Annotated in this window: 26 protein-coding genes and 1 tRNA gene; 6 read left to right on the top strand and 21 right to left on the bottom strand. The window is 71.7% G+C overall.

The genetic code is table 11. The features are described 5' to 3' along the window. From ACRX5S_RS07890 to ACRX5S_RS07795, 20 genes are all read right to left on the bottom strand, one after another. Window positions 1-852: a DUF4082 domain-containing protein gene (locus ACRX5S_RS07890; protein WP_436772053.1), complete on the bottom strand. Its 852-nt coding sequence runs from the start codon at window positions 850-852 to the stop codon at window positions 1-3. Continuing rightward, the gene (locus ACRX5S_RS07885) at window positions 845-1,201 is read right to left on the bottom strand and encodes a hypothetical protein (RefSeq protein ID WP_436772052.1); all 357 of its coding nucleotides are present in this window, start codon (window positions 1,199-1,201) and stop codon (window positions 845-847) included. The genes ACRX5S_RS07890 and ACRX5S_RS07885 overlap by 8 nt, the downstream gene beginning before the upstream one ends. A gap of 155 nt (window positions 1,202-1,356) precedes the next feature. Further along, window positions 1,357-1,806, bottom strand: coding sequence for a DUF732 domain-containing protein (locus ACRX5S_RS07880; RefSeq protein WP_436772051.1), 450 nt, complete (start codon window positions 1,804-1,806; stop codon window positions 1,357-1,359). A 134-nt stretch (window positions 1,807-1,940) separates the two neighbouring features. Continuing rightward, complete coding sequence (locus tag ACRX5S_RS07875; RefSeq protein ID WP_436772050.1) at window positions 1,941-2,660, bottom strand: DNA-methyltransferase; 720 nt, start codon at window positions 2,658-2,660, stop codon at window positions 1,941-1,943. A 180-nt stretch (window positions 2,661-2,840) separates the two neighbouring features. Next, window positions 2,841-3,050, bottom strand: coding sequence for a MerR family transcriptional regulator (locus ACRX5S_RS07870; RefSeq protein WP_436772049.1), 210 nt, complete (start codon window positions 3,048-3,050; stop codon window positions 2,841-2,843). Next, window positions 3,047-3,772: a hypothetical protein gene (locus ACRX5S_RS07865; RefSeq protein ID WP_436772048.1), complete on the bottom strand. Its 726-nt coding sequence runs from the start codon at window positions 3,770-3,772 to the stop codon at window positions 3,047-3,049. Before ACRX5S_RS07865 ends, ACRX5S_RS07870 begins: the two co-directional genes overlap by 4 nt. Window positions 3,773-3,950: 178 nt before the next feature. Continuing rightward, on the bottom strand, window positions 3,951-4,292 hold the full coding sequence (locus tag ACRX5S_RS07860; RefSeq protein ID WP_436772047.1) for a hypothetical protein: 342 nt from the start codon (window positions 4,290-4,292) through the stop codon (window positions 3,951-3,953). A gap of 13 nt (window positions 4,293-4,305) precedes the next feature. Then, window positions 4,306-4,608, bottom strand: a complete 303-nt coding sequence (locus tag ACRX5S_RS07855) for a hypothetical protein (RefSeq protein WP_436772046.1) — start codon at window positions 4,606-4,608, stop codon at window positions 4,306-4,308. Beyond that, a complete protein-coding gene (locus tag ACRX5S_RS07850) occupies window positions 4,605-5,051 on the bottom strand; it encodes a helix-turn-helix domain-containing protein (RefSeq protein ID WP_436772045.1) in 447 nt (148 codons plus the stop codon). The genes ACRX5S_RS07855 and ACRX5S_RS07850 overlap by 4 nt, the downstream gene beginning before the upstream one ends. A gap of 83 nt (window positions 5,052-5,134) precedes the next feature. Then, on the bottom strand, window positions 5,135-5,494 hold the full coding sequence (locus tag ACRX5S_RS07845) for a hypothetical protein (protein ID WP_436772044.1): 360 nt from the start codon (window positions 5,492-5,494) through the stop codon (window positions 5,135-5,137). Between the two features lie 30 nt (window positions 5,495-5,524). Continuing rightward, complete coding sequence (locus ACRX5S_RS07840) at window positions 5,525-6,853, bottom strand: hypothetical protein (protein WP_436772043.1); 1,329 nt, start codon at window positions 6,851-6,853, stop codon at window positions 5,525-5,527. A 70-nt stretch (window positions 6,854-6,923) separates the two neighbouring features. Further along, window positions 6,924-7,508, bottom strand: coding sequence for a hypothetical protein (locus ACRX5S_RS07835; protein WP_436772042.1), 585 nt, complete (start codon window positions 7,506-7,508; stop codon window positions 6,924-6,926). Window positions 7,509-7,707: 199 nt separating this feature from the next. Next, window positions 7,708-8,133, bottom strand: coding sequence for a hypothetical protein (locus tag ACRX5S_RS07830; RefSeq protein WP_436772041.1), 426 nt, complete (start codon window positions 8,131-8,133; stop codon window positions 7,708-7,710). Beyond that, complete coding sequence (locus ACRX5S_RS07825) at window positions 8,130-8,441, bottom strand: hypothetical protein (RefSeq protein WP_436772040.1); 312 nt, start codon at window positions 8,439-8,441, stop codon at window positions 8,130-8,132. Before ACRX5S_RS07825 ends, ACRX5S_RS07830 begins: the two co-directional genes overlap by 4 nt. Before the next feature lie 239 nt (window positions 8,442-8,680). Then, a complete protein-coding gene (locus tag ACRX5S_RS07820) occupies window positions 8,681-8,968 on the bottom strand; it encodes a hypothetical protein (protein WP_436772039.1) in 288 nt (95 codons plus the stop codon). Continuing rightward, window positions 8,965-9,333 (bottom strand): hypothetical protein, encoded by a 369-nt coding sequence (locus ACRX5S_RS07815; RefSeq protein ID WP_436772038.1) that lies wholly within the window; start codon window positions 9,331-9,333, stop codon window positions 8,965-8,967. Before ACRX5S_RS07815 ends, ACRX5S_RS07820 begins: the two co-directional genes overlap by 4 nt. 9 nt (window positions 9,334-9,342) lie before the next feature. After that, on the bottom strand, window positions 9,343-9,627 hold the full coding sequence (locus ACRX5S_RS07810; protein ID WP_436772037.1) for a hypothetical protein: 285 nt from the start codon (window positions 9,625-9,627) through the stop codon (window positions 9,343-9,345). Continuing rightward, window positions 9,624-10,637 carry a hypothetical protein gene (locus ACRX5S_RS07805; protein WP_436772036.1) on the bottom strand — a complete coding sequence of 338 codons (1,014 nt, stop codon included), beginning with the start codon at window positions 10,635-10,637 and terminating at the stop codon, window positions 9,624-9,626. Before ACRX5S_RS07805 ends, ACRX5S_RS07810 begins: the two co-directional genes overlap by 4 nt. Window positions 10,638-10,725: 88 nt before the next feature. Beyond that, window positions 10,726-10,938: a hypothetical protein gene (locus tag ACRX5S_RS07800; RefSeq protein WP_436772035.1), complete on the bottom strand. Its 213-nt coding sequence runs from the start codon at window positions 10,936-10,938 to the stop codon at window positions 10,726-10,728. Next, a complete protein-coding gene (locus ACRX5S_RS07795) occupies window positions 10,904-11,230 on the bottom strand; it encodes an XRE family transcriptional regulator (RefSeq protein WP_436772034.1) in 327 nt (108 codons plus the stop codon). The genes ACRX5S_RS07800 and ACRX5S_RS07795 overlap by 35 nt, the downstream gene beginning before the upstream one ends. A 239-nt stretch (window positions 11,231-11,469) precedes the next feature. Between ACRX5S_RS07795 and ACRX5S_RS07790 the strand changes: the two genes are divergently transcribed. From ACRX5S_RS07790 to ACRX5S_RS07765, 6 genes are all read left to right on the top strand, one after another. After that, on the top strand, window positions 11,470-11,844 hold the full coding sequence (locus ACRX5S_RS07790) for a helix-turn-helix domain-containing protein (RefSeq protein ID WP_436772033.1): 375 nt from the start codon (window positions 11,470-11,472) through the stop codon (window positions 11,842-11,844). A gap of 109 nt (window positions 11,845-11,953) precedes the next feature. Beyond that, a complete protein-coding gene (locus tag ACRX5S_RS07785) occupies window positions 11,954-12,214 on the top strand; it encodes a hypothetical protein (protein WP_436772032.1) in 261 nt (86 codons plus the stop codon). A gap of 62 nt (window positions 12,215-12,276) precedes the next feature. Next, window positions 12,277-13,500: a tyrosine-type recombinase/integrase gene (locus tag ACRX5S_RS07780; RefSeq protein ID WP_436772031.1), complete on the top strand. Its 1,224-nt coding sequence runs from the start codon at window positions 12,277-12,279 to the stop codon at window positions 13,498-13,500. Between the two features lie 352 nt (window positions 13,501-13,852). Next, window positions 13,853-14,206, top strand: coding sequence for a YciI family protein (locus ACRX5S_RS07775; RefSeq protein WP_436772030.1), 354 nt, complete (start codon window positions 13,853-13,855; stop codon window positions 14,204-14,206). A gap of 86 nt (window positions 14,207-14,292) precedes the next feature. Continuing rightward, window positions 14,293-14,430 (top strand): DLW-39 family protein, encoded by a 138-nt coding sequence (locus tag ACRX5S_RS07770; protein ID WP_358356466.1) that lies wholly within the window; start codon window positions 14,293-14,295, stop codon window positions 14,428-14,430. A gap of 157 nt (window positions 14,431-14,587) precedes the next feature. Next, window positions 14,588-14,660: transfer RNA gene (locus ACRX5S_RS07765), tRNA-Ala, on the top strand. 330 nt (window positions 14,661-14,990) lie between these two features. Here ACRX5S_RS07765 and ACRX5S_RS07760 read toward each other — a convergent pair. Next, complete coding sequence (locus ACRX5S_RS07760) at window positions 14,991-15,728, bottom strand: DUF5324 family protein (protein WP_436772029.1); 738 nt, start codon at window positions 15,726-15,728, stop codon at window positions 14,991-14,993. Window positions 15,729-15,947 lie beyond the last annotated feature (219 nt).

The raw sequence follows: 15,947 nt of genomic DNA, 5'->3' as shown, positions 1-15,947 counted from the left end.
TTACGCAGGCAGGCCGCGGACCAGGAGTTCCCAGTCGTCCAGGCCGGTGTCGACGGGCGCGATGGTGGGGTCGACGGCGTACAGGTTCCCGGCGAACGAGCCGGTGAGTTCCTGGTTGGGCATGGCGCCGACGCTCGTGTTGAAGAGGCAGCGCTTGCCGATGATGGAGCCGACCTTGACGGGCCCGTTGATCAGGCTGTTGAGGGTGTTGCCGTACCTGCCGTTCGGGTTGGAGACGGCGATCACGATCTCGGTGCCTGCGGGGATGATCGGCTGGGTCGCCATGGTGATCGGTGCCCACGCGGGCCCGGTCGGCTCGCTGACGCTGGTGGCCTCGTCGAGCAGGGTGCCGTCGGCGTAACGCCAGACCCGGGCGATGTGCACGCTCCCGGCCGCGGCGCCGGACTTCCAGAAGCGGATGGTCGGGATGCGGCAGGGACGCGTCAGCTCGCACAACAGGCCGGTCTCGACGGCGGTTGTCTCGCTGCTAGTCGGGGTGGTCGGCGTGATGTCGCCGCGCCACCGGTAGCTGGTGCCGAGCATCTCGGGCGGCTGGACGCCGATGTTCTCGCGCTTGGCAACGCTGAGGCAGCCCGCGTGCCGGACGGATGCGCCGGGGCTGTAGGTGACGTCTGCCGACCAGTCGGTGGGGAGGGCGAACGTGCCTGGCGCCCCGTCCGCGCCGGGCGCTCCGTCGACTCCTGGCGGCCCGGCGGGGCCGGTGTCGCCCTGGGGTCCCGTGCCGCCGTCCTGCCCGGGCGGGCCCGGCTCGCCGCGCGCACCGGGCGTGCCGGCGGCGGCGACGGTGACGCGCGTGGGCTCCTTGATGACCAGGACTTTGATGTCACTCATCGTCGGACCTCGGCACGTATACGGTCTGCCACTTGCCGCGCTCCAGGGCGTCGGCGGTGCTGGTCTTCTCGTCCAGCCACAGGCCCCAGTCAGCGGACCCAACGGCGAGGGTGACGTCGGGGTCGATGGTGACGACGATCAGCCCGGCCGCGGCGTCGACGACCATCGAGCCGCCGACGCTGGTGCCGTGGTCGGTGCGCACGACGCAGGCGCGTTGTCGGCCCTTCTCCCGGAGGACGAAGGTGACCTTCCGTTCGCCGAGGTCGACCGGTTGCTCGGCGGCGTTCTGCACGCCGAACTCGACGGACCAGGACTCGCCGCGCGCGATGTCGGCGAAGTTGGTGGGCACACCTACCTCCTCGGCGCGGGGTGGCCGGCTGCCGCGCCGTCCTCGGCGTCCCGGTGTGGGGACCGGCGCGGCAGCCAGGCATGGGGAAGGCCCCGGAGCGACGGGGATGCGCTCGCGGGGCCTCGTTCCAACTAACTCGGTTGGTGGTTCTGGGGTTACGGGCAGATGTGCGTCGTGATCGCGGTGAGGATCTTCTCGGCCTCGGTGTCGCTGATCGTCAAGGCGCCGCTGCCGAACCGGTATTGCAGGTTCTCGATGACCTTCGCGTGGTCTTTGCCGTTGGCGAGGTCGCTGCACACGTTGCGGCCGCGGTCGACCGCGCGCTCGGTCTTGCCGTCCACGATCTTCGGGTTGATCTTGTTCAGGTCCGCGGCGTAGGCAGCTTGCGTCGCGGCGTCCGGGGCGGGCGGGATCCCGGCGGCGGCCTGGATGCTCGCGCGCTGCTCCGGTGGAAGGTCGGACGGCGGAGGCGCCGGCGGGCTGGCGGCCGCGGTGGTCGGCGTGCTGTTCCCGGCGGTGTCTGCTGTGTCGCTGTCGTCGCTGCCGCAGCCCGCAAGTAGCAGGGCGGTGGCGGCGGCCGCGATCCCGAGGTGGATGCGTCGCATAGGGGTTGGACTGCCGAGGCGGCCTCGGGGTTGTGCCGGGGCGGGCGGTTGCCGGAGCTACCGGTGTACCGCCCGCCCTGCCCTGGTCTCTGTCGGTAGCGACCCGCGAGGGCCAGGGCGTCCAGGGGTGCGCGTTACGCGCCGAGGCCGAATCGATCGCGGCTGATGTCGGCGTACTGCTCGGACAGTTCGATGCCGACGAAGCTGCGCCCCTCCGCGAGCGCAGCGGCGCCGGTCGTGCCCGACCCCGCGAACGGGTCCAACACCACGCCGCCCGGGATGCACACCTTCACCAGTTCGCGCATCACGGCCTCGGGCTTCTGCGTGATGTGCCGCCGGTCCTTGCCGCTCGGCTGCGACCCCTCGACGATGCCCGGCAGGTACACCGGGGTCGGGTGCGCGGCGAGCGGGCCGCGGCTACCCCACACGACGTATTCGCAGGCGCGCCGGAAGCCGTCGCGCTGGGGGCGGCAGTTGGGTTTGCGCCAGGGGACGATGCCGCGCCATGTCCAGCCGCCGGCCTGCACGGCGTCCGTGGTTGCGGGAAGTTGGCGCCAGTCGGTGAAGACGAGGCAGGACGCGCCGGGGCGGGCGATGCGCAGGCACTCGGCGAGGACCATCGACAGCCAGGCCGTGTAGGAGCGCTGGTCGCGGTTGTCGCCGGTGAAGTCCGGGAGGGTGTGCTTCGCATCGCCGGTCACGTACTTGTCCCGGGCTGCGGCATTGATGCGCTCGCCGGTCGTGCGGCCGCCGGAGTTGTAGGGCGGGTCGGTGACGACGCAGTCGACGGAGTCGGCGGCGAGGGTGGGCAGCGTGGTGAGGGCGTCTCCGTGGTGAAGGGTCCAGTCCGGCATGGGGTTGCTCCTAGGTGCGGGTCGCATACGCCCTTCCGGGCGAGCGAGGCGGTGCACGGTCGGGCGGACGCGCGAGAGCCCCGGGCCGGTGGGCGCGGGGCTCTCGGAATGGCGTCTGGGCAGGGGCTACCTGCTGAAAAGATCGTGGCCCGCCCATGATCAGGTCTGATCGCGCGGCGGTCAAGTACGTTCGCGTTTGCGGCGTGGCTTGGCGGCGGCTTGCGCGGCGGCGACGTCCTCCATGCGGAACAGGGGCCGCCTCGGGGTGCCGCCGCACGGGATGAGGAGGCCGCGGCGGCGCCAGTCGCGGATGGTGGCGGGGGCGACTCCGGCGGCCTCTGCGGCCAGGGCGGTGGTCATGATGCGGCTGGGCAGCATGGGACGGGTCATGCGCGGCGCCCGGCGGCGATGCGCAGCCACTGCCGACGCCCGTAGGAGGTGCGGCAGCCGGGGCAGGTGATGAGTTCGTCCCACGGGGCGACGGTCATGGGTGTTCGGCAGGCGGGGCACGGTCCGGCATCGCGTACGGTCTGGCCTTCGTAGGCGGTGCGGACGCGGTGGGCGCAGGCCTCGGCCGCGGCGTCGACCGCGTCGTTCAGGTCGATCGGCAGGCTGTTCGCGTACGCGTTGATCAGCCAGGTGCAGGCCCATGGCACTCCGCGTCCGTACGAGGCGGAGTAGCGCCACCGGTCGTCGTCGGGCCAGGTGTCGGGCTGGCGGTGGATGACCACCGAGGACACGACGCGGGAGAGGCTGACGCGGGTGATGCGCTGTCGGCGCGGCCGCGGTTCGGGGAGCTGGGTGCGCTCGGCGACCTGGTCCGCGAGCTCGAACAGCCTTTCCTGGACCGTGATCTTGGTGTCGACCACGTCGAGGTTGCACGCGGCCGGGCTCGCGCCGCGGCCGACAGCGCCGGCCAGCTTGTCGGTCTGCTCGTCCTGCCAGCGCTCCAGCGCCCGGGCGCGGGCCGCGGCGGTGGTTTCGCGTACGGGGTCGCGGCGGCCGCGGCCGGGCGTGGTGTCCAGGAGGGGCCACAGGCGGCGGATGGTGGACAGGTGCTCGATGGCGTCCATGGGGTGTGTCTCCTGCGGGTCGTACGCTCGGCGCGTCATGCGGTCGGTGTGACGGTCGGTGGGCCCGCCTCGGTGCAGGAGGCGGGCCCACCGTGGTGTCAGGGCCCGGCAGGGTCGTCGAGGACTGCGCGCGCGACGTGCAGCGCTGCGTCGCTGGGGTGGCCGGTGTCGGCGTCGTGGTCCAGCCAGTCGGCGNGGCGCCCCCCCCACCGTGGTGTCAGGGCCCGGCAGGGTCGTCGAGGACTGCGCGCGCGACGTGCAGCGCTGCGTCGCTGGGGTGGCCGGTGTCGGCGTCGTGGTCCAGCCAGTCGGCGATCAGCAAGCCGAGGGTGGGGTCGAAAGTGGCGATCCAGATGCCGGTGGCGCGGTGGACGCGTGGCCCGTCGCCGCGGCCGGTGGAGCCGCCGCGGAGGATCAGGTCGCGGTCGGCGTAGCGGAGGGCGCCGCTGGTCCGGGTGCGGTCGGCGTAGGACCAGGGCGGGTCGCCGTGTTCGGACGCGGCGGCAGCAAGGTCGCGGAGTCGAGTGGCGGCGGCGCGGAGGGTGCCGGTGTCGGTCATCTGCTGTGTCCTTTCAGGCTCCGGGCGGGGGCGCGAGGTGGTCGTAGCGGCGGGCGAGGCGCCGTGTGCCGATGACGGGCGGCGGCCAGGTGTCCCCCGCGTCGCGGGGGGCGGGGGGTTCGGTGCCGTCGAGGGCCCGCAGGACGGTGTCGCCGATCACGCGGACGGTGACCTGGGTGGGCTGGTGGGCGTGGGTGAAGAGCCGGGCCCGGGTGGCGATTTCGCGTACACGGTTGAGCGCGGCGGCCTGTTCGTCGATGCGCTGTTGAAGTGCGGCGAGGTCGGGCCTCGGGGTGGTCGGGTCGGGGGTGGTCACATCGCCTGCCGAATCGGTGTGACCGCGGCCATCTGGGTGCGGTCGTGGTGGGCGGCTCGGGCGGCGAGGATGGTAGGCAGGTCGAGGTCGCCGCGGGAGAGTGCGGCCAGGACCGCGTCGAGGCGGCTGGAGACACCAAGGCGCCTGTAGATGCGGGCACAGTGGCTGCGGATGGTGTCGGGCGACAGGTACAGCTCGTGTGCCATCTCGGCTGTGCTGAGGCCGCAGGCGAGGACAAGCAGGACCTCGCGCTCGCGGCGGCTCAGCGTCTCTTCCGGCTCGCGTGATTCGCCGGGCGGCATCCGGTCGGGGGCGATGGCGGTCTCGGCGGCGATCGAGGCGAGGATGCCAGCCGCCGCGGGGTCGAGGGTGACGCCGTGGCGGGGGGCGTGTGCGGCCCACCGCTTGAGGATGCGCTGGGTGAGCGTCGGGTGTGCGGTCATGGTCATGCCTTCGTCTGGGTCGGGTGGTGGGGCAGGTGCGAGCCTCGGCGGCGCCGGTGGGGCAGGGCGGTGACTGGGTGGTCTCACAGCAGCGGCCCGACATCGATGTGGTCGGGGTCGGCGGTGCGCGCGGGTTCGGTGCGGACGAGTTCGGCAGCGGCAGGCAGGCCGGCGAGGTCCAGGACTCGGGCGATGTGCCTGACGGTGGCGGCGCGGACGTCGTCGAGCCGGGCGGCGAGCAGCTTGTGCTCATCCTTGAGGGCGGTGTGCGCGCGGTGGTCGGCGAGCAGGGCGGGCAGGTGTTGGGTCAGGATCCGCTCGTAGGCGTCGGCGACGACGGCGGGGGTGCCGGGGATGCCGTAGTGGTCGCGGACGCAGACGTCCTGGTCGTGCTCGGCGAGCGCGGTGTGCACGGTCAGGGCGGGCAGGTCGAGGTCGGTCATGGGCGGTGTGCTCCGTTCGGGTCGGGTGGATCAGGCGGTGCGGGTGAGGCGGTCGCGCATGGCCTGGCGGATGCCGTCGGCGTGCGCGTGGACGTCGGCGGGCGGCGGGGCGGTGTCGGGGACGGCGTGCAGGTGTCGGGCGGGCGCGGCGTCGTCGGCGGCCTGGTCCTCGGCGCGGATCGCGTCGATGCGGGCGGTCACGTCGCCGTACGGGGCGGCGGTGTAGGTCGGCGCCTGGTCCGGGCGCGGCCGGTCGGGGCGTTCGCGGGACAGCCAGAGCACCCACGCGGCGTCGGCGTCGGGCATCGACTTGCCGACCGCCCACGCGAGGAACTTCCGCGTGGCGTGCGCGACCTGGTCGGCGGTCAGGTGTCCGGCCACGGCGGCGGCCGCGGCGCGGGCCTGCTCACCGGGCTGCCAGTCGAGAGAGAGGGCAGCGGCCTCGCGCGCGGGCGCGTGGTGGGTTACCTCAGGAACTCTCTCTGGGGTATGGGGAAAGGGGATAGGGGCGGCGCGCGTACCCGCGTGCGCGTGCGCACGTGAGAGGCCCTGCGGACCCCCCTCGGGACCCCCCTCGGCAGGGGGGTCGGGAGGGCTTGTGACCTGCGTGTTCTCGGGCTCGTCGCGGTTGGTGCAGTCCGGGGCGGGCGAGGCCTCCGCGAGCGGGCCGGAACCCTCGGCAGGGGGGTTCGGAGGGGGGTCGGCAGGCCCCTGGGCAGGGGCGTGGGCAGCGTGTGCCGAGGGGGCTGCGGTGGGCTGCGCTGCCCCGTCGTGTGGGGGGTGGCCACGGTCGCCGTGGTCCCCGTGCTGAGGGGGGCCGGGACGGGGAGGGCGGCGGCCCGGCCCGTCGCCGTCGGGGTGGGCCAGGCGGCGGATGGCGGCGATGTGGCCGGCGACCTGCGCGCGCGGCGACGGGGTCCGGTTGCCCTTCGCGTCGGTGGTCGCGGTGTCGCTGAGTTCGTCGAGGGGGATGCGGCCCATCTCGACGGCGAGCGCGGCCCGCAGCCGCGGCGACGTGATTAGCGCGGCCTCGACGGCGGCGGTGCCCATCATCTTGGGCTGCTTCCAGATCTTGTCGTGGAAGACGAACGTCCGGATCAGCAGTTCCTCGGTGTCGCTGTCCACCAGGACGTAGCGTGCCGCCACGAGTTCGCGTAGGGCGTCCGCGATGTGGTCGAGGGTGAGGCCGCGGGCGGACTGCGACCAGCGGCGCGGGCGCAGCGCGATGTGCCCGGCGCGCGACAGGTCCTCCTGGCTGAGCAGGTACTCGTACATCCATTGCGCGGGCATCGTGAGGTTGCGGTAGTCCGGGTCGTTCCAGATCGCGGTGTAGATGAACGCGTGTCCCCGTGGTGCCATCGGTGGTCCGTTCGTGGAGGGGCGGGTGCCCGACTGCGGGGGGCGCGGCCGGGCACCCTGCTCGGGGTGGTCAGGCGTCGGTGTGGGGGCTGTCGGGGGGGACCGTGAGACCGGCGGTGGCGACGTAGCGGTGCCGGGCGGGGTCCCACATCACGTAGGCGTTCGGTGGGATAGGGAGGTGGATTCCGGCGGCGTGCGCGGCGGTGAGTTCGTCGGTGAGGCGGATCACGGCGCGCACGCTGACCGCCGCGGCCGGGAGCGCCGGGGGGCGCGCGGGGGCTGCGGTCTCGTCAGGGTCGGGACAGGGTGGGGTGGTGCACGGCGGGTCGCCGAACAGGTTCAGTTGGTCGGCCTCGGCGGCGGCCGCGCGGTCGGCGCGGTCCAGCTCGCGGCGCCACCCGTCGTGGCAGGCCCGGCAGATGGCCATCAGCAGCATCGGGGAGCGGCCCGCGGGATCGGCGGCGTGCGGGTCGATCGGCACGACCAGGAGCCGCTGGTTGGCGCTGCCGTCGCCGTAGTGCAGGCGCGGGCAGCGGCCGCGGGTGGTGCGGTGCGATGCGCCGCACTGGCCGCTGCACCCGCACTGCCCGCCGTACCGGGCTGTGACCTCAGCCCACACCGTGTCGGTGGTCAGGCCCTCGTGGTCGGCCGACATGCGCACTCCTCTCGGTGCGCCGGCCACACCGCGGTCATCAGATCGAGGACCGCGCGGTCACCGGTCGCCGTGTACTGGTCGCCGCACCGGCCGCACCGCGCCGCCGCGGTGGCGGGGCGGTGCGGCACGGCGCAGCGGATGTGCAGGCCCGGCGTGTCGACGTCGCGGGGTGCGGTCGCCGCAGCCGGACGGGCCCGGGTCAGCGCGGCCGCGGGATGCGGGAGGCCAGCCAATGCATGGCCCCCAACTGCCCCGTGGTGAGCGGTTCGTTGGGCAGCACCGTCAGCGGGTCGTTCTTGTGCTGCTCCCACTCGGCGGCGATGCGGTCGTACGCCGCAGTGCGCGCGGCCGCGTCGGCGGCCTCGTCGCGGCGCTGGTACTCCTCCAGGCGGTCTTGCAGTTCGAGCAGGACCCGGTTGCGCGGCTCCCGGGCGACCTCCTCCAGGCGTTCGCGCAGACGTTCGATCTCATCCATGGCGCCGCCCGAGTCGACGTGCGCCAGGGTGAGCTTCAGCGCCGTGATGCGGGCCTCGGCGACGCGCAGCCGCGCGCGCAGCAGGTCGTCGGAGCTGCACCGCACGACGCGGAACGAGAGGGCGTACAGCCAGCTGCGGATGCGGTTCACGGTGACCTCCGGTGCGTGTGGGGTGCAGGGGTGGGGGTGGCGCCGCGCGCGGCCTGGCGGCGTGCCCGGTGCCGGTCGAAGGCCAGTCCGCCGAGGACCAGCAGCGAGACCGCGAGGCCCACCGCGGCCGCGGACGGCAGGACCAGCCACAGCGCGACGTACAGGGCGTCCGGGTCCGCGGTCGCGATCAGGCCCGCGAGGGTGGCCAGGGCGCAGGCGGCGGTGAGGCCGCGGCCGATCGCGCCGCGCCGCCGGAGCAGGTCGCGGTGTACGCGGGCCGCAGCCGGGCGCCACCGCACCGGGAGCACACGCCGTACGAGGCGTGCCGCAGCACCAGGTACCTGGCGGACGCGACCGCCGCGACGACCCACCCGGTGATCGCCGACGCGAGCAGGAACATGGACACGGCGGCGGTACCTCACAGGCGGGTGGTCGATGGGGCCGGGCCAGTCGGCGGCGAGCAGGTCACCGAGGGTCGGCGTGACGGGGCGCAGCAGGTGGCGGCGGGGGCCGCCACCCCTTCGCGGGGTGGCGGCCTTGATTCCGATCAGCACGGCGCACCGTCCATGCGCAGCTCGGCGAGGGCCATGCCGTGGTACGCGCACGCCGCGCAGCAGAACCAACGGCCGTGCATGATCGAGCCGTTGACGCGGACGAGGATCCAGGACCAGAGGGTGGGGTCGGATTCGTCGGCGACGGCCTCCGGGATCCCGCAGCCCTCGGTGCCGCACGTGGCGGTCAGCGGCCTGTCGGCCGCGCTGGTCGGGGTGCCGACCTTTCCCTTGTTCCACCTCTTGGACGCGGCGTTCGGGCTGTTGGCCTTGCTGCGGCTCACTCGGCACCCCCGGCGGCGGGCGCGCGGTCCGGCACGTACACGGCGATGGCCGGGGTGGTCTCCAGGTGTCCGGCGTCGACCGCGGCGTCGAGGACGCGGCGGAGCAGCCGCATCTCGGCCGCCACGCTCAGGGTCGGCAGGAGGTCGCCCGGCCGCACCTCGCGGTGCACGGCCAGGCGCTCGACGACGTGCTGGGCGAGCAGGTCGGGCGTGATCTCGGTCAGGAGGAGCGGCCCGAGGTCGGGCAGGATCCGCGTGCGCAGGTGCACCGGGGTGATCCGACGGGCCAGTGCGGGCCACGTCGCCCGCTCGGTGTTGACCCAGATGCGGCACCACTGCGTCAGAGTCATGGTGGGGTTCGTCACCGGGCCTCCCTAGAACGGCGGTTCGTCGGAGTAGCCGCCGGGCGGCGGACGGCGGCGGGCACGGGGCATCGGCACGATCCGCCACACGCGGTCCGGGGACCAGCAGCCGCACAACACGTCGTTGGTGCCGCCGTACTCGCCGTGCTCGTCGGCGTAGTCCTGCGGGTACCAGCCGTCGCCGTCGCAGTCGGCGTGGTTCGGCCGCGGGGTGTCGGTCAGCCACAGGCCGCGGCGGCCGCCCTGCGGAACGACGGGGCGCGTGCGCAGCCTCAGGCGCAGGCGGGGCCGCTTCACTCCGCCACCTCGGGCGCCGAGCGGTTGAGGTCCGTGCGGTCCTGGCACCCCGGGCAGCCGCAGTGCGTCAGCTCCCCGCCGATCAGCACGGCGGAGCACTCGAAGTCGAAGTCCGGGTCGGCGCCGTCCGCGTCGAACTCCCGGACCGGGGGCGCCGGCGGGAGCACCGGCAACGCTGCGGTCCAGCGCGGGAATCCCGCGCCCTCGCGGTCGTCCAGGACGAGCGTGCCCTCGGACGCGAGCGCGGACAGCAGGTCGACCGCCCGCTCGTGGGTGATCGTCATGACCGCGGACGGGTACTGCGCCATCAGCACGCACGACACGCGCTCCGGCACCCACACCCCGCCGGCCGCGAGCACCAGCTCGCGCAGCTTCGGCAGCCAGATGGCGACGTACGCACGACGAACGTCGTCGTCCGGCAGAGTGACCAGCCCCAGCGCGTCCGGCGACGTGACCCCGCCCTGGGTGCCCAGGGTGGCCTTCGTCGCCGCGGCGTCTTCACGGTCGATCTCTTCGACGCAGTCCGGGCACACCCGCGACGTGAACGTCACGGTCCAGGTACCGGGCGCACCGCACCGAGAGCAGACAAGCGGCTTCAGCAGGTCCCAGATCACGACGCCTACGCCGCACAGTTGGAACCGGGCGGAGACTTCAACGCGGCCGGAACCGAGCGGCGAGCCCTCGTGGACGGTGCCGCCGTACTTGTCCACCAGCGCGGCAAGCAGCGCCAGCGACGCCGCGTCGCGGTCCGGCCCGTTGACGGACAACTGGCCTGTCACGAGACCGCCGTGCATCTGCGCGTCGTACTCGGAGATGCGCCAGGCGCACACCGCCGACGCCGCGGGGTCCGCGTCCAGGACGGCGAGCGCGGCGAGCGCGGCCGCCACCTGCGTGCGCGACTCGGCCGGCTGCTCGACCGGGACGGCCGGGACGGGCGGTTCGGCGTGGTGCCGCGCGATGACCCGGGACGCCGCCCGGGCGAGCAACCGCGGTCTCTTATGGTTGGGCATGTCTCCACCTCTCGAATGGGTGTGGTGGGGAGGCAGCGGGCCGCCTGGTCTGGGCAGATGAGGCGGCCCGCAGCCACGTCTGCGTGGGTCAGGCGGCGAGGGAGTTCTCGGCGAGCCACGCGCGGGCCTCACCGATCGGAATCCGGATCACCTTCGGGCTCGGCTGAATGACCGGGAGACCGGCGGCCCGCAGCCGCTCGTAACTCCACTTGCTGATCTTGAGCACGCTCCGGAACTCCGCCGCCGTCCAGTAGCCGAGGGGGTCCTCAGCGGCCATCGGCACGGCCTTGGGCTTGGTCATTGTCCACTTCTCCTGTAGATGTAGAAGCCGCGGGCATGGTGGTGCCCTGTTCGTCGATGAAGAGGGCGCTGGTGGGGCGGTTGAGCGTCTGCGAGATCAGCGCCGCGGGACGGGTGCCGCATGTGTCTCGTGCGCTCGTGCCGTCCGCGCAGACCAGGAAGCCGATGAGTGCCTGGCTTACGCCCTTGCGCTCAGGGTCGACTTCGCGGGTCGCGCGGGCGAGGGCGGGGATGGACAGGCCAGCCCTCTTCATGGCCGTGCGGATGGCCTGCCCGTGGTCCCGTCGTCGCATTTGCAGTCCTTACAAGCTCGGGTTGGCTGGGTCCGCACGCCCCCGAGGGCGAACTGACCTTGCCTTTCTACTTCTACCGTAGATGTAGAAGGCTGGTCAAGCCTGCTGTGGCCTGTTGCGGCATGGGCTAGTCAGTGATTTCCTGTTCGCACACCCGTTCGATTAACGAGGAGGACAAGAACCGGACAACGTTCTACACCTGCTTGCGCCTGTAGAAGCCGGTTGGGAAGCTTCTACACATGAACCAGGCGCCCGAGCCCACGGAAGACCTTGGCACGCTGCTCAAGCGCGTCATGAAGGACGCCGACAACATGAGCCAGAGCGAGTTGTCGCGCCGTACCGATGTTCCTGTGGCCACTCTGTCCGCGTGGATCAACGGGACCCGGCGTGCGACAGACCACGAGCGGCTGCGTGCGATCGCAGAGCGGGGTGGTCTCCCCGTCACCGTCCGCCAGTTGTTCGCCGCTGCAAAGCTGCCGCTGCCAGCCCCGGCAGACGATGCGCGCGAGCGACGCTTGGTCGAGACCTGGCGGGGGCTCACCGACGCCGATCAGCGTGTGCTCGAAGCGACGGCCGACGCGCTGCGCAAAAGGCGCGAGCCCGAAAATAGATAAATCCCCGAAGAAAATCCTAACCGCAATACAACCTTTTCCGGATTCGCGTGAATACGCGGGAAAGGTATCCCATTTGGCGCCAGCACGGGCTACCGTACCTTTCCCGCCGTTGTCCTCCACCATCGGCGACGTGCCGCTGCCGATGCTGCATTGGGGGACAGTCATGTGCGTTGTCGTACGCGTGGCCGCGACGGTGGAGGGGCCGTCCGCTGAGCTGGACCTTGACGATCTTGCTGTTTATCTATCGCCTGCCCTGACACCCGACCTGGCACTCGTCATGACCCGCCGCCTACTGAGCCGGGTCGGTGCCGCACAGCCCGAGGCCGGCGTCTCGTGCTGGTGCGGCGCGCCCGTAACCATGCCGACATGAAGTAGTGAGGGGACGACCCGGTGCCTCGCCGAGCCCTGAACAACCCCCGGCAGCTCAGAGCGATGAGCTGTGGCTGCAAGCTCTGTAAAGAGAAGTACCCGACGCCTGAGCGCCGCTCCCGAAAAGACTGCGTCGGACCGTGGCAGGCCCGATGGCGTAACGCCGCAGGCAAGCAGGACACGAAGTGCTTCCGAACCGAGACCGAAGCCAAGAACCACCTGATCGCGACCGTCGCGGCCATCAAAGCCGGTACCTATATCGACCCCGACTTGGGCAAGGAAGCACTTCAGGACTTCCGGAAACGGTGGCGGAAGGCGCAGGGCGGCGAACCGTCGACGCTCGACCGCGACGACCGCATGTGGGCCAACCACATTCAACCGAGGTGGGGTGGCTTCCCGATCGCTGGCATCCTGCACCTGGACTACCAGGCCTGGATCACGCACGGACTCAAGAGCGATCTTGCACCGGGGTCCATCGTCAAGGTCCACCAGATCATGGACCGGATGCTCGCCGCGGCGTTCCGGGAGCGTCGGATCGTGTTCAACCCGTGCGACGGCATCAAGCTGCCGAGCGTCCCGAAGAAGCACCCAGAGGAGCGCAGGCCCCCGTCCGCGTTCCAACTCGACTGCGTGCGCGACTGCTTGCCCCGGTACCTGCGGCCGCTGGAAGTCTTCCTAGAGGAGACGGGCGTGCGCTTCGGCGAGGCCGTCGGGCTGCGCCTGTGCTACGTCGACCGCGTGCGAAAGCGGGTCACCATCAAGGAGGTCCTCAGCGAGGTCAACGGGAAGCTGATCCGGAAGGAGTACCCCAAGAGCGAGGCAGGCCTTCGGACCATCGGCCTCTCGACACGGGCCGAGGCCGCTATCGACGAGGTCATGGAGTTCTACTCCGTCAGCGACGCCAAGACGACGGTTGCTGAAGGCATGTGCGAGAAGGAACTGATCTTCCGGGGCCGCAACGGGAAGCCGATCCGCCGCAACTCGTTCCGTCGGCCCTGGATCGCGGCGATCCAGGAAGCCGGTGTAGCGCGGCGCACCGTCGACAGGCATACGGGCCACGTCGACTGGTGGCCGACGCCCCACCACATCCGCCACTACTACGCGTCGGTGCTCGCGGACATCGGTGTGCCCGAGGTCGTGACCCAGGAGATCCTTGGCCACGAACGCGGCGGCGACGTCACATGGCTGTATACCCACGCGGCGTCCGACGTGGCCGGCCAGGTGCTTGCAGCGCTCGCCGACGCGAGCAAGGCGAAGCCGGGCCCGCACCTGCGGGTGGCGTCGTGAATTCCACAAAAATTCCACATCCCCACCGACCCAGGGCAGTCCACAGCAGGTCACACCAGGTATTCGCCCCTACAACGGGCCTCTGGCCAGGGCAACGCGCACCGATCCACACCGATCCACAACAGGCAATTCAAGATCAAACTGGTACTGTCTCTGATAAGGAAGAGGCCACAGGTTCAAGTCCTGTTAGGCCCACAGAGACAGCGTGCAGGTCAGAGGCTCGGAAGCCCTTCGGGGAGTCCGGGCCTCTGGCCGTTTCGAGCTTGTTCGGATCTCCGGATTCCGCAAAGAGTCCGCAACGCCGGTGACGGCGGGCGGTCTTGATCGTTCTTCGGGGGACGGGAGGACTGCGGTGAAGTACTTGTTGATGATCTACGGCAACAAGGAGAAGTGGGAGGCGTACTCCCCCGAGGAGTGGCCCGACCTGGTGGCGCGGCAGGACGCGTTCAACGCGAAGTACCGTGCGACGGGCGAGCTGTTGGGGGCGTACGGCCTCGGCGACGCCGCGGAGGCGCGGCTCGTGCGGCGGCGGGACGGGCTCCCCGCGGTCACGGACGGGCCGTACCTGGAGACCAAGGAGTACATGGCCAGCTTCTACCTCCTCGACGTGGAGGACGAGGAGCGGGCCTTGCAGATCGCGGCGGAAATGCCGCTCGCCGAGCAGGACCCCGTGGAGGTGTGGCCGGTGCCCCACGGGTCCCCCTGAAGGTAATCAAGCTGTTATTGTCGACGCCATCCCAGGCTCCTCGGACGCCTGGGGAGGACGTCACTCGCAGGACGGAGAGGCACGCGATGAAGAAGCTGATCCTGGTGGCCCTGGCCGCTGTTGGCGGACTGTTGGTCTACCGGCAGATCCAGGCGGACCGTGCCGAGCAGGATCTGTGGACCGAGGCGACCGACCCGGTCCCCGCGGGTTCCTCGGCACGCTGAGGCCCTGCACGACCCTGCCGCGCACACGCGGAGATTCGCTGACGCGGGTCCCGGCCACCGCCGGGACCCGCGATATGCGCGGGCCCGCCGTGTGGTTGTTCGGTATGCTCGTACCGCTCGTCGCGACCCCGCCCGCGGGGCGCCACCGGGCTCCCGAGGGGCCATAGCTCAGCTGGTAGAGCGCTGCCTTTGCAAGGCAGATGTCTGGGGTTCGAGTCCCCATGGCTCCACTCGACGACAGGCGACCCATGCCCGCGGAAAGCGCGGGCGGGTCGCCTCGTTGGTTTTTGGGCGCCTTCGCCGCCGGGCGGGGCTTCGCCACCCACATCCCTCTGAACTGTGCCGGGGCGTTCCGGTACGTCGGGTGGCAACGCAGGCGACTGTACGGGCCGACACCCGGCGACCGTGCCGCGAGCCCGGGTGGGGACGTTGCCGTAGTGGCGCATGAGTTCGGCCACCGAGCGTCACGTGGTCGCACCGCCTGATTCCGCGGGTTCGGAGGACGTGCGAAGGCCCGGACGTCCGTGCGGACTTCCGGGCCTTCGGGCTGTGCGGGGGGGTCAGGGCTTGTTGCGGTTGCGGTGCTTGCCCTTGGTGGAACCCGCGGTGTGCATGTCGTCGGGGGTGTCCTCGGAGGGGTGGCCGGGGTCGGTCACGGTCATGTCCACGGCGGGGTCGCTGCGGTAGGCGTCCGGGCCGGCCGGGGGCATGGGGAGGTTTTCGTCGGCCTTCCACTCGGGTTCCGAGGCCTTGCGCTGCCACCAGACCCAGCCGGCGGTGGCGCCGATGGCGAGGGCGAGGAGCAGGACGAGGGCGTTGTTGCGCTTCTTGTGCCGCTTCTTCTTGACGATCTTGTTCATCTCGGCCGCGGTGACGTCGCCGCGCAGGGCCAGGACCGCCGCCTCGGCGCGTGAGCGGGCCTCGTGCAGCATCGGCTCGCCCGCCTCCCGGGCGGCGACGGCGGCGTGGTTGACGCGGGGGACGACGTCGTCCTGGACGCGCTGTTTGGCGGTGTCCATCGCGTGCTGCGCGCGGGGGCCGACGGCGGGGGCCACGGTGTCGCGGCCGAAGGCGGCCAGCTTCATCCGCGCGACGGCCACGGCCGGGACGATCCGGTCCCGCGTCGTGTCGCGGGCCTGGCGCTTCGCGACCGCCATGCCGTACTCCAGGCGTGGCGCCGCCCAGTCCCGGGCATCGGCGGCATGATGCACCGCGGCGTTCCGTGCGTGCGCGGCGCGTGGTGCGATCCAGACGACTGTCCGGTCACCAGCGTCGCGGGCCTGCTCCCAGCGGGTCACGACAGCCTCCTCCTCGGCGGGTACATCCGCTATCTGTTCCCGAGGTCCAGCGGATCATGCCTGAATTGTCATCTCATATCCTGTTGGTGCAGTTGGGGGCTCGTCGGGCGGCGCTCAAGGGGTTCGGCGGTCTCCGGGACGTTTGCGCGGCGGGCGCTCGCGCGTGCGAGGATTCCGTGACCGGAGATTGTCCGGGACGGGGTGAGGGAAACGCAGAAA

The sequence above is a fragment of the Yinghuangia sp. YIM S09857 genome (assembly GCF_051388915.1).
In the GTDB taxonomy this organism is placed as follows: Bacteria; Actinomycetota; Actinomycetes; order Streptomycetales; family Streptomycetaceae; genus Yinghuangia.
The sequence above is the reverse complement of the archived record's forward strand: the minus strand, read 5'-3'. Positions and strand labels throughout refer to the sequence as shown.